Below are 12,681 nucleotides of genomic sequence, written 5' to 3' on the forward strand. Positions count from 1 at the left end.
TACGACCCGCCACTGCAACTCACCAAGCGCCTGGCCACCCGCGACGTCGAGATCGGCGGCGAGCGGATTCCGGCCGGGGCCCCGGGGCGGCGCTGGCGCGGCGCGACGGGGGGGGGCCCGCCCCGGCCCGGAGCGGGGGACCGCCAGGAGGCGGTCCGATCAGTGGTCGGGTCGGTGGGTCGGGTCGGTGGGTCAGGTGGTCTGGGCGGTGGTCGCACCGGTGGCCGAGGTGGACGCGGCCGTCTTCGGGGCGGTGAGGTCGTAGAGGGTGACCCCGCCGACCGTCCTGGCGGTGAAGTTCGCCTCGATCCAGCTCGCGATGCTGCTGGAGGCGCTGCTGCCGCCCATGGACTGGCCGAAGCCGCCGCCGCCGATGAAGTAATGGATCCTCTTGTCGCTGACGTACTTCTGGAACTCGGCGAGGGTGGGCGACGGGTCGCTGCCGTTGAAGCCACCGATCGGCATCACCGGCTTTTGCGTGGCCAGCTGATAGCCGGCGGCGCTGTTCGAACCGACCGCCGCGGCGACCCAGGTGTACTGGTCAGCGTTCTGCTTGAACAGGTTGACGATCTCCTGGCTCGGCTTGGCCGCGTCCAGCAGACCGCCCATGCCACCCCGACCGCCAGCGGCGCCCGGACCCGTCGCCGTACCGCCAGTAGCACCCTGACCAGCCGTGCCGCCGGTGCCCGTGCCGCCCTGGCCCGGCGCGGTGGCGCCGTTCTGGCCGGGAAGCGCGCCCACGCCGCCGGGGCCTCCAGCGGCACCTGGGGCGCCGGGGAAGCCCTGAGCTCCGGCGCCGCGCTGGCCGAACCGTCCGAACTGGCCGTTGCCGTTGCCGTTACGACGACCCATCCCGCCGGGACCGCCGCCGAAACCGGCGCCGGCCGGACCGGCCGAGGGGATCGAACCGGTGTGCGGGGCGCCGGCGGTGGCGATCGTGTACGCGCCGGGGCCGAGCAGACCGGTGACCAGCGTCAGGATGGCGACGCCGAGCGCGGCCCGGCGCGGCAACCGGACGCAGGCGAGGAGACCGAGCGCGGCGATGACGCCGGTGACCAGCACCGTGTAGCGAATCCACGGATTCCAGTCGGGGGTGCGGTCGAGCAGGTGGAACGTCCACCAGGTGGTCACACCGATCGCGGCGGCACCGGCGACCGCGGCGGCAGGATGGTGGCGCTGGCGCCAGATCAGCACCGCCCCCATGCCGACCACGGCGCCGATCGCCGGCGCGAGCGCGACGGTGTAGTACGGATGGAAGATGCCCTGCATCTGGCTGAAGATGATGCCGGTGACCAGCAGCCAGCCGCCCCACAGGACGAGCGCGGCGCGCAGCCGGTCCGTCCGCGGCGCCCGCCGGGTGATCCACAGGCCCGCGCCCAGCAGGATCAGCGAGGCCGGCAGCAGCCAGGAGATCTGGCCACCGACCTCGTCGCCGAACATCCGCAGCCAGCCGGTCTGACCCCACATCCCGCCACCGCCAGGCCCGCCACCGCCACCGGGACCGCCCCCACCACCGGGGAAGGTGAACGCGCCGCCGGTACCGGTACCCGTGCCCGGTGCGGCGCCGGCCGCCCCGTTCTGCAACGCGCCCCCCGCGGCCGTCCCGGCGGCCCGGCGAGCACCACCACCACCACCACCACCGACGCTGCCGGTCTCGTTACCGGTGAGGCGTCCCAGCCCGTTGTAGCCCAGGGTGAGTTCCCACAGACTGTTCTTCTGGGAGCCACCGATGTACGGCCGGGACGACGCCGGAACCAGCTCGACGATCGCGATGAACAGTCCGGACGGAATCAGCAGCCCGAGCCCACCGGCCAGGGTCTGCCGGACCCGCCGCCAGAACCCGGTCGGCGCGAACGCCAGATAGACCAGCGCGAACACCGGCACCACGACCAGCGCCTGCAACAGCTTCGTCAGGAAGGCGAAGCTGACCAGCACACCGGCCAGCACCATCCACTTCGTACTGGCCTGTTCGACGGCCCGAAGCGTCGCGTACGCACCGCCGATCAGCAGCAGCACGAGCAGCGCGTCCGGATTGTTGAACTTGAACATCACCGCGGCGATCGGTGTGAGCGCCAGCACCAGCCCGGAGATGAGCCCGGCCACCGGACCCGCGTACCGGCGCACCGACCTGTAGAGCAGCCCGACGGACGCCACACCCATCAGCGCCTCGGGAACAAGAATGCTCCACGAGTTCAGCCCGAAGATCCGCACCGAGAGCGCCATGATCCACAGGGACGCCGGCGGCTTGTCGACGGTGATGGAGTTCCCGGCATCCGAGGACCCGTAGAAGAACGCCTTCCAGCTCACCGACCCGGCCTGCACCGCCGCCGAGTAGAAGGCGTTCGCCCAGCCGGACGCGCCGAGATCCCACAGGTACAGCACCGCCGTGCCGATCAGCAGCACCGCCAGCGCGGGTCGCACCCAGCGCGGATCGGGTGCGTTCTCCGGTACCGCCCCGACGTCGGGCTGCCCCGCCTCACCGGAGCCGGCTCCGACCTCGGTCGGCGCGTCGGATCCGTCGGATGCGTCAGATGCGTCATGGTCGGGTGTTCCGGCCGGGCCTGTCCTGGTCCACGGCAACCTGCGACGGTGCCCGTGGGCACGCCGATCCCGCGCTTCGGGGATCGGGTCGGTGAGAGTCGACGACATGGGAATCACCCTGCGCCGCGGACCTTTCGGCTCCTTGTGCTCCACCTGTGACCAACCTGTGAGCCCTGCCCCCGGGTAGCCCCGGCCCCGACCCCCGGGTGGTCCCGGTCCCGACACCTGTCTCCGGTCGCGGTTACCTGGTGTGACGGATCTGCCGGGGGTCACGGGTATGCAGGGTGCACACGGGTCGTCGTGGGGGTATTCGTGTCCGTTTTGCCCCCCACGGCGACCCGCGTGGGCGGATCTTGCCTTGGGGCTGCCAGCAGGCTGTGATGACGGCCCGAGCTGGTTGCCGTGGGTGAGGGTGGGGGGTGTTCCGGTTGCGGAGAGTGGGCGGGCTGTCGGGGTCTGTTCGTGGATGAGGGGCTGGCGTGGCCAGGGAACGCTGGGGTGGTCAGGGAGCGCGGGCGTGGTCAGGGAACGCGGGCGTGGTCAGGGAGCGGTGTGCGGTCGCGGGGCACGGTGAGATTCGGCCGGGCGACCAGGGATCGGGCGGCGGCGCGCGGTGTCCGCGGCGGTTATGGGCGGGGCGACGGTGTGTGCCCGAGCGCCGGGGCGGCGAGGAAACCACCGGTGGGGGCGTCAATGGGCAGGTGATCCCCCCGGGCACGGCCGACGGCGCCGCGCATGGGATCCCCGACGGCACCGCCGCCAGGAGCCCCGACCGCACCGTTGCCGGGAGCGCCCATGGCGCCGTCAGCGGGAACGCCGAACGCCTCGCCGAGGGCGGAGCCGTCCGAGATGGGAAGGGAGCCGTCCGAGATGGGAAGGGAGCCGTCCGAGATGGGAAGGGAGGCATCCGAGGACGCGCGGGGGAGGCGGACGACGAAGGCGGTGCGGCCGGGGACACTGCTGGCCTCGACACGGCCGTGATGGGCCTCGATGACGGCGGCGACGATCGCGAGACCGAGGCCGGTGCTGCCGGCGGCGCGGGAACGGGAGCTGTCGCCGCGGGCGAAGCGTTCGAAGATCTGGGGGAGGAGTTCGGCAGCGATGCCGGGGCCGTTGTCGACGACGGCGATGATGGCGTCGGTGGCCGTGGCGGACAGGCTCGCGGTCACCAGGGTGCCGGGCGGGGTGTGGGTGCGGGCGTTGGCCAGCAGGTTCGCGAGGACCTGGTGCAGGCGCGCGGCGTCGCCGGTGACGGAGACGGGCTCCTCGGGCAGGTCCAGGCTGAACCGGTGGTCGGGCGCGGCGACATGGGCGTCACTGACCGCGTGGACGACGAGGTCGGAAAGGTCGACCGACTCGTGCTCCAACGGCCGGCCCGAGTCGATCCGGGCGAGCAACAGCAGGTCCGAGACCAGGGAGGTCATCCGGGCGCTTTCCGATTCGACCCGGCTCATCGCGTAGGTGACGTCCGGCGGGACCGGTTCGCGGGTGCGTCGGGTGAGCTCCGCGTAGCCGCTGATCGCGGCCAGCGGGGTGCGCAGTTCGTGGCTCACATCGGCGAGGAACTGCCGCATCCGCGTCTCGCTGGCATGCCGGACGGCGAGCGCGTTACCGATATGACCGAGCATCTGGTTGAGCGCCGCGCCGACCTGCCCGACCTCGGTGCGCGGGTCGGTGTCGACCTCGGCCACCCGCACGGACAGCGCGACCTCGCCGCGTTCCAGCGGCAGCTCCGCCACCCGGGACGCGGTGGCCGCCACCCGGCGCAACGGCCGCAGCGTCACCCGGATGATGATCGTCCCGGCGATCGCGGTGGCCGCGACCCCGACCAGGGCGACCACCCCACCGATCACCGTCATCTTGGTCAACGTGGCGTTGACCTGCGCCATCGGCAGGGCGGTGACCACGGTCGTACCGTTCGCCCGCGTGGTGCTGATGATGCGGTACTCATCGCCACCGATGGTGCGGGTGTACGCGTTTCCGTCGCGGGGGACCGCGGCGATCGTTACCGCCTCCCCGTCAGTGACCGACTGCAGGGCGTTCGTGGACGAGTCGTAGGTCGCCCCGTAGAGGGTGCTGCCGTCGATCACCGCCGCGAGCGTGCCCGGATCCACCGGCCCGCGGAAGAACCCGTTCACCAGAGCCGTGCCGTCCAGCTCGTCCAGCGCGTTCTGCGCCGCCGTGGTCGTCGTGGTCACGGATGTGGTGGTACCGCTGCCCGAACCCGTCGCACCGCCCGTGCCTCTGTCCGAGTCCGAGCTGTCACCTGAGCCCGTGCCGCTGCCGGACCCCGTGCCGTAGCCGCTTCCGTAGCCACCGCCGTAACCGCTTCCGGGCAGCAGACCGGCCCCGGCAGGGGGCAGACCGGGGATGCCATCGCGGCCCCACCGGCGGCTGGTGTCCACGAGCTGATGGTCAAGCTGGTTGATCAGGACACCGCGCAGAGCCACCGCCGTGACGAACACGATCGCCATGGACGCGGTCGCCAGCAGCACCATGAGCAGGGCGATCAGCCGGGCACGCAGGGACCAGCGGGCCGGTGAGACCTTCCGCCCATGCCCCGGCTCGCCGCCGCGAGCAGCCCTGCCGCGGCGCGCACCGGAACGTCGCCCCGGCCTGGGGACCGGACCCGAGGCGCCACCGGGCAGCTCCGCGACAGCCATGCAGATCAACCCCGTCAGCCCCGACGGCCCAGGCCGCCACCAGCCGACGCCGACGCCGACACCGCCGCCGCCGCCGACACCGCCGAGGTGCCAGCCCCGGGTGGACCAGGCGCACCCTGGGCCTGATCGGCCGGACGCAGGACGTAGCCGGCACCGCGCATCGTGTGGATCATCGGCGGACGTCCGGCGTCGATCTTCTTACGCAGGTAGGAGACGTACAGTTCGACCACATTGGCCTGACCGCCGAAGTCGTAGTTCCACACCCGATCGAGGATCTGCGCCTTGCTCAGTACCCGACGTGGGTTGCGCATGAAGAAGCGGAGCAGCTCGAACTCGGTGGCGGTCAGGTGGACGGGCACCCCTCCACGCTCCACCTCGCGGCTCTCCTCGTCCATGGTGAGGTCGCCGACGACCAGCCGGGCACCCTGCGCGGCCTCGGTGTTGCGCGCCGCCCGCCGCATCAGCCCCCGCAACCGCGCGACCAGTTCCTCAAGGCTGAACGGCTTCGTGACGTAGTCGTCGCCACCCGCGGTCAGCCCCGCGACCCGATCCTCGACGGCATCGCGAGCGGTGAGGAACAGGACGGGCACGTCCGGACTCTCCGCCCGTAGCCGCCGCAGCACCTCCAGCCCGTCCATGTCCGGCAGCATGATGTCGAGCACGACCGCGTCGGGCCGGAACTCGCGTGCCAGTCGCAGGGCGGTCCGCCCGTCCCCAGCGCTGCGCACTTCCCAGCCCTCATAGCGCAGCGCCATCGACAGCAGCTCCGCCAGTGTCGTCTCGTCGTCCACCACGAGTACCCGCACCGGTTGCATGAGGACAGCCTCTCCCAGATCCCTAGCCGTCAGCTGAGTCCTCGCTGTGAACTTCCTGTGAGCGCCCCACGCGGTGGACGGCAGTGGACGGGACCGCGACGGGCACCGACGCCACGATGACGTTCTCCGCCGCGGGTGCGGCGGACCGCGCCCGCGGCGCCGGGCAGCTGTCCGGCGGGCAGCCGTGAGCTACCCGCACGGTGTCGTCGTCGAGACGCAGAATGACGGCGATCACGCAGCCCTCCGCGACCTCGAGCTCGAGCGCGTGGCAGCGGAGGCCGGAGAGCTGGGCGCCGCTGGTACTCCGGTGAACGATGAGGGGCGGGTGGTCGCCAGAGCGGGTGAACGTGCGACTTGAGGGGGCCTGGCGGAGCCCGAGCCGCCACGCCAGCCAGGGATGCACGACGACGATGGCGCCGCGCAGGACATCCTGAGTGACGGGAAGCCGTATGCCCAGAAGATCGCCTTCGATGACCATCGAATCCGGCCGGACCGGTTCCTGTCTCTCGACGGGACGGGCGCCGCGGGAGACCAGGTCGACGAGACCTTTGGAGGTCTCGCCCAGCTGGTCGCTGACTAGGCACTGCCTGAGCCGCCATGTGGTTACCGGGTGCAGCTCCGTCACACGGGAGAAGAGCTGTGACTGGGGCAGCGGCCCGGACTCGGTGACGACCGCGATCATCGCATCCAGCGCCGTGGCGTATGGGGAGAAGCGCAGGTGGGTCCATTCGGCCAGGGCCCACCTGCCCTCGGGGTGGATTCGCCGAAACCGATCGTCACGGCGTAGTGCCTCCCGCACCGCCGCGACGGTCGTCGCGGCCATCGGGACGAGCAGTTCCTCGGGCTGGCATGGGCGCCCGGCCTCCAAAAGCCATAGGTACGCGGCGTCGCGTCCACGAGCCTTACGCCTGACCCAATGCCCGTCAGGGCTCAAGGCCAGCCGCGACTCGGAGTGGGCCAGCAGCTCGGCCAGCGGAAGGCCCACGGGCAAGCCGACTTCGACGGCGACCTGATCGATCTCGTCGCCGCGGAAGGGAGCGGCGTCGGCGAGACGACGCAGAGCGCCATCCAACGCCCCTGGATCGACGCTCCACCAGCCCCACAGGGCCCCTGCCCACGTTCGCGGCGGTTCCAGTCCCGCTGCGGCGAGGAGCTCATCCACCGCCGCGTGATCGACGAGCCCCAGCTCCGCGGTGAAGGTATCCCGCGATGCGGCCAGGCCCGCGCCGCAGGCCCGGGCCTTCTCCCGCCAGCCGACATGGACGACATCCGCTCGCTCCGCGAGACGCCTCCGTGCCTGGTTCTGGAGCTGGCGTACACGCTCGCGACTCAACCCAAGCGCCGCCCCGACCTCGTCTCGTGTCATGCCCGCGGCGCGGCCCGTGACAATGGTCCGCTCACGTTCGTCCAGGACATCCCCCCCTGTCTCAGCGGGCCACTCGTCCATCGACCACTTCTCTCTCACTGAAATTCCTAAACCTCCTTGAAATAAACGATATCCACGCCGAGAAATTTGGCTAGACGCTCATTATCCGCCCTTTTTTCGACCGTGACGGGGGATTGGAACGGGTCAAATACGCAAATCGTCCAGGGCCAGGTTTCCCCATTTGATCGGTCGATGATGGCAGGCCACATCATATGCTTGAGGCTTGCCACCGAGCCGGCTACGAAATGGCGTTCCTCCTCGGTTTCGATTCTGCGAATTCTGGCCCGCCATGGCTTGTCCTGCATGGATCCCGGGATTACCTCCCATTCGCGGCCAAGGATACCTTCGACAATCTGCTCAAGCGTCGCGGCCGGCTGGGCGACGTAGCGCGCGTACTTACTCTTTCCTCGCCGTGCCCGCTCGTACTCCTTCATGGGGCAGTCCTTGAGCCATGGGCGGATGTTCGCCGCTTGGCCCACGAAGTCGAGGAGACGCAGGCCGATCTCCGGGTCGTCCGTCCACTTCTGGTACATGCTGGTGCGGTCCGCGTCCTGGAGATGCGGCCACCCAGCCTCGTGGGCCTCGGCGTAGATCCGGGTGACCACGGCCTCCTCAACGGCGGCCGGGATGTTGTAGTTGGTCACTGGATTCCTTTCGGTAGGGGGAATTGAAGACGGACCTCGTCCGCCGCGGTCTCGAGGTCGGCGGCGTCTCGGATCCACATGTCCATCAGGGAGCCGACCGTCTCATCCTGGAATTCGATGCGAGAGACGTACGGAAGTTGCAGATGCTCGGCTTCCTCGGCCTCCAGCGTCCGGCGTAGGTTCAGCACCGCTGCGGCTCGGCGGATATCAGTCACGAAATCGAGGACTGTCAGTGCTTTCTTTCCGGGGCTTAATCGCAGTCCTCGGCCGAGCTGCTGTACGAAAATCCTTCGACTGTGCGTGACTCGCAGGAAGGCGATCAGATTCACGTCAGGCACGTCGACGCCTTCGTTGAACACGTCAACGCACGTGATCACAGATATGCGGCCAAGGCGAAACTCGTTGAGTATGACGTCACGACGCCGCTTCGGTAGGCCGCTGTGTAGATGGGAGGCGTCGACCCAGGCTGGATCCGATACGGAGAGAAGGTCGGCCATGTGCTCGGCGTGCTCGATGGACTGACAGAACACGATGACCCGGGGCTCGGCGATCTCCCGCCAGGCCGCCCTCAGATGCTCGACGATCTCCTCGTCTCGCTGAGGGAGGAACAAATGTCGATTCAGGTCCTTGATGGAGTAGCCGTGACGGCTGATGTCTCGGACCGTGTCCCAGTCGACACCATCCGCGTACAGTTTGTAGTCGACTGCGGCCAGGTAGCCTGCCGCCATGCCCTCCGCGATCCCCATCTTGAAGCTGGGGTCGCCGAAGCGCGTCGTGATATCGAATTTGTCGCCACGCCACGGGGTGGCGGTGACCCCGAAGCGTCCCGCAGTCGGACACAGATCGAGGAGTTCCGCAAATCTGCCGGCCTCGGCCACGTGATGGGTCTCGTCGATCATGATGAGATCGGGTGCGTAGCCCGCACGCACGGCGGACAGCGCCGACTCAATCGTCGCGACGACGACACCGTCGAGCGATCGGGGTCTACTCTCTCCAGTGAGGAGGCGAGTATGAACGCTCTTCGGGAGGTGTCGCCACAGCGCCTTCTCCAACTGGCCGACCAGGTCGCGCATGTGGGCGACAACGAGAACGCGCGCGTCCGGACGCGTGGCGATGAGGTCGCCGATCACCTCTCCGCCGATGACCGTCTTACCCAGCCCTGTCGCCAGAATCAGCAGGGCCGTTCCATCGGTGCCTAGATCTCGCTCGATCGCGGCCACGGCCCGCTGTTGGTAAGGTCGCAGCGAGTAAGGGCTGGGCATGTGGTCGGGCATCTGTTGGCCGATAGCCTCCAAGGTGGCGCCATGCCACAGGATTATCTCGACGCCAACCCCCGCCAGTGCACCGCGTCGTTCTTTCGCTGAGGCGGTGATGTCCGTGTTGGTGACGAGAACCGCTTTGTCCGCGCGATAGTGGGTACGGGCGCGCTCGAGATCGTCGATGCCATCGTGATCGGCCGATCTGTGCGCTTTCCATTTACTCTGGAATACCCACTGCTCGCGGTCTCGGACCGCGAGCAAGTCGGCCCCGTGATCGTGGGCGCCATCGATCACGCGGACGTCCTGGAAGTCCAGGTGCCAAAGGGTTCGCTCGAGCGCCTTGGTCAGTCCCTCCGGGCCGCCCTCGCGAAGTTCGCTGGCGGTCAGGAACGCGGCGTTCACAGTTCGCTCGCGAGTTCGTCGCGCAAAAGAGTGATGCTCAGGCGGGCGCGCCGCAATTGTGGCGTGGTCGCCTCCCTGGCGAAGGTGGCGAGAGTCGCGATATCCGCGAGGTAGTTCGTGACCCTCGCCAGACTCAGTGCTTTCCCGGACGGCGACGACACTCCTGTGTACGGGCCACGGAAGATAGCGCCATCCATGAACGAGGCTGGCATCGCTTCAGTGAGTCGGACCAAGATCAGCGCGGGGCAATGATGGATGAATCCACAGTCCAGGCCGAGCCGACTGACGAGGTCGACGCGTCCGGCGGCGATCATCGCCTTCTCGGTCGAACTCCTCTCCTCATCGGAAAGATGATCGAAGGCGATGGCATGGTCGCCGGTCCGCTCGAGGATCTGGGCCACCCGTTCCCGGATTTCTGAAAGAAGATCACGGGCCTCCATACCCACGGTGGAGCCGTCGAGGGCGCCATCCCGCAGAGATTCGGCACGGATCGCGGCGACGAGCTGAGAAGGGCTCCAGTCGGAATGCGCTCTGACTTTCAGGATGGCGGCCAGTTCGACTAGGAGAAGGTCGGCGTAATCCGAGTCGAAGCGCTGGAAAGCGGCGTGTTTGGTGTCGATGAAGGCAGTGAACTCGTTGCCGGACCGCTGATCGAGCAGGACGGGTACGGGCAGTCCACTATTGTCAAGTAGACGCTCTGAGTGTCCTGACAGCGAATCGATCAGCAGGGTTTTGACCTTCACGTAACCGACGTCGGGATGCCCGAATGGTCGGCTGAGGTAGGAGTGCGGCGATGCCTCGTTCTCATGCCTAGCCAGACGCTCGCTACGTGTTTCCGTCTTGTTCTTGAATGTCGAGACTGGTTTAGCGGAGACTTCCTCGGTGGGTGCTTGAAGTCGCGTCACGTCAGGCGCTGGGGAATCGCTTGGCAAGCCAAGAGCTTCTAGCACGACTCGCTCGTCAGGCTGAGTCGGCGTACTGGCTGCGGTCCTGTCCTCGTTACCGCGCTTCTTGATCTCCTCGTGCTGCAAGATTGCCTGCCACCAGCGTTCGTCGGTCTGAAACTCTGACGCTCCCGCGCGGAATTTCTTGCCCCAGTCGCGGGTCTCCGCGTGAATTGGCTTATTGCCGTCGCCGGGGATGAGACAACGTAGGCCGACATCGTTGCGACGGAAGCCCTTGTATAGTAGAGCCAACGGGCTCTCGTTCTCTTGGTGGCCGAGTTTTTGGGCACGCTGAGGTTGGAGTGGGGCGACGCCGCGCAGTATTTCTACGGCCGTGAGCCAGCTACGGTCACTGTATTCGAAGGCGTCTTTCTGATAGGTGACAGGGACGTGATCAAGGTGAATCTCGCCAATGAGGCGGCCACCTTGGTGGGCGAGCTCGACCGGATACTCGGGTTCCTCGTTTCCCGCGACCCCATCAGGGTTGTTCCAAGTGAAGAGCTGTTTGTCCCACCTTCTGATCTTTCGGCCGTTACGCAGAAAGTCGATCCCGTACTCGGTCTTATCGAGGTAGCGCTGGACGCCTAGCCATCCATGAATCCGACGCTCGCGCATGGTCAGATTACCGCTGCCGCAGATCGAGCATATTTCGTCCGAGCCGATCTGCCATTCACCGCAGTCTCGGCAGGCGGTTCCGTCCTGTAGTTTTTCGTCGATCGAGATGTAGGCGGGAATTCTCTCTTTGCCTTTATAAAGAACGTGGCGATCATCGCCCCAGCGGCAATGGCGGACCGGCTTGACTCGAACTCCGCCCACATAAAGCTGGAAAGGGTGTTCGGTGATTATCCACGAGTACACCGATCCCAGCGTGTTGCGCAGTGAGGCGCCGTTGCGGCGCAGCCAATCAGCGCGCGTCCGATGGAGGCGATCAATGATGATCTTAGTGCCATGCTCGGATGCGTCGTCCTTCGGCGCGCTGATGTCCGTCGCCTCGAAGTCGTCCTTAATCTGATCAAGGTCGATCTCGACGCCGATCCACTGAGCGTCGCCGGCGCGAGTCGTGAGGACGCGGGTGCGCCTACCGAGGCGAGCGGTTGAGATGTTGAAGCCCATGCCGAACAAGCCGAGCTTGTCGTGTATGTCGTTACCGGACCAGCCGGCTCGTACCGCACGCGCTAGCCGGTCAGGTGACATGCCCTGCCCGGTGTCGCTGACCTCCAGGGTTCCGTTCGGAGACGACGGCAGGGCCACGCTGACCAGGAACTTGCTCGGCGACTCCGTCTTTGAGCGGAGAACGTCGAGGAAGTCGTCGAAGGAGTTGTCGACGAGTTCGGCCACGCATTGCCACTCGTCGAAATCGATCTCACCCAGCATGCTGAGCACGCGGGCGGAGGGTGTGATCTTCACTCTGGCGGAAGCCTCCCGGCGGGGCAAGGGTCGTCGTAGCGCCTGCGGCGTGTATGTGTGCGACGTGTTGGTCCGACACTCAGGGGCCGAATGTCGCCATCCGCCGAGACGATGCTAGTCGTTGAGATCGTACAAGAAGGTTGCCGAATGCTACCTAGGGCGAGAGTTCGGGGGTGCGGCGCTGGTCAGCGACGGTCGAACATGGTCCAGTTTTGTGAATATTGCGGGAATCTATAGGTCTTGCGTTGATTTTATAGTTCTTTTGTTGATCATATGAAGGTTTTCCGCGGGCGCGTTGACGGATGTCTTGGCCTCTCGGCGGCCCGATCTCCGCGCGGCCAAGGTCATCGGTCGCGGTACGGCCGCGAGGGACGTCCTGCTTGGCGATGGCAAGCAGGACGACGGGACGCGATCGGGGTCCCGTGCCGACAGCGGCCGCCGTTCGTGTGGGGCGGGGGCGGGTGTAGAGCGTTGGACGTGGGCGCGCTGACGCGGCCGTCGAGGCCCTAGGGTCTGTTTGGGAAGTTCATCGGGGTAGCCATTCGTTGATCGCGGCGATGGTGACCGTTGCTTCGTAGCG

7 protein-coding genes are annotated in these 12,681 nt (G+C 67.4%); all 7 read right to left on the reverse strand.

Translation table 11 applies throughout. From position 1 onward, the window contains the following. Window positions 1-192: 192 nt before the first annotated feature. Window positions 193-2,649, reverse strand: coding sequence for a glycosyltransferase family 39 protein (locus MXD61_RS04310; protein ID WP_248811558.1), 2,457 nt, complete (start codon window positions 2,647-2,649; stop codon window positions 193-195). Window positions 2,650-3,167: 518 nt separating this feature from the next. After that, window positions 3,168-5,204 (reverse strand): cell wall metabolism sensor histidine kinase WalK, encoded by a 2,037-nt coding sequence (locus MXD61_RS04315; RefSeq protein ID WP_248811559.1) that lies wholly within the window; start codon window positions 5,202-5,204, stop codon window positions 3,168-3,170. 14 nt (window positions 5,205-5,218) lie between these two features. Next, window positions 5,219-6,019, reverse strand: coding sequence for a response regulator transcription factor (locus tag MXD61_RS04320; RefSeq protein WP_308222675.1), 801 nt, complete (start codon window positions 6,017-6,019; stop codon window positions 5,219-5,221). Between the two features lie 22 nt (window positions 6,020-6,041). Then, the gene (locus tag MXD61_RS04325; RefSeq protein WP_248811560.1) at window positions 6,042-7,466 is read right to left on the reverse strand and encodes a sigma factor-like helix-turn-helix DNA-binding protein; all 1,425 of its coding nucleotides are present in this window, start codon (window positions 7,464-7,466) and stop codon (window positions 6,042-6,044) included. 26 nt (window positions 7,467-7,492) lie between these two features. Then, a complete protein-coding gene (locus tag MXD61_RS04330) occupies window positions 7,493-8,089 on the reverse strand; it encodes a hypothetical protein (protein WP_248811561.1) in 597 nt (198 codons plus the stop codon). Further along, window positions 8,086-9,750, reverse strand: coding sequence for a DEAD/DEAH box helicase family protein (locus tag MXD61_RS04335; RefSeq protein WP_248811562.1), 1,665 nt, complete (start codon window positions 9,748-9,750; stop codon window positions 8,086-8,088). Before MXD61_RS04335 ends, MXD61_RS04330 begins: the two co-directional genes overlap by 4 nt. Further along, the gene (locus tag MXD61_RS04340; protein WP_248811563.1) at window positions 9,747-12,101 is read right to left on the reverse strand and encodes an ATP-binding protein; all 2,355 of its coding nucleotides are present in this window, start codon (window positions 12,099-12,101) and stop codon (window positions 9,747-9,749) included. The genes MXD61_RS04335 and MXD61_RS04340 overlap by 4 nt, the downstream gene beginning before the upstream one ends. Window positions 12,102-12,681 lie beyond the last annotated feature (580 nt).

This window comes from Frankia sp. AgPm24 (genome assembly GCF_023243055.1).
GTDB lineage: Bacteria > Actinomycetota > Actinomycetes > Frankiales > Frankiaceae > Frankia > Frankia umida.

Excerpts from the sequence above, each read along its gene's own strand:
- MXD61_RS04310 (WP_248811558.1), bottom strand. The coding sequence starts at position 2,649 with ATGTCGTCGACTCTCACCGACCCGATCCCCGAAGCGCGGGATCGGCGT.
- MXD61_RS04315 (WP_248811559.1), bottom strand. The coding sequence starts at position 5,204 with ATGGCTGTCGCGGAGCTGCCCGGTGGCGCCTCGGGTCCGGTCCCCAGG.
- MXD61_RS04320 (WP_308222675.1), bottom strand. The coding sequence starts at position 6,019 with ATGCAACCGGTGCGGGTACTCGTGGTGGACGACGAGACGACACTGGCG.
- MXD61_RS04325 (WP_248811560.1), bottom strand. The coding sequence starts at position 7,466 with ATGGACGAGTGGCCCGCTGAGACAGGGGGGGATGTCCTGGACGAACGT.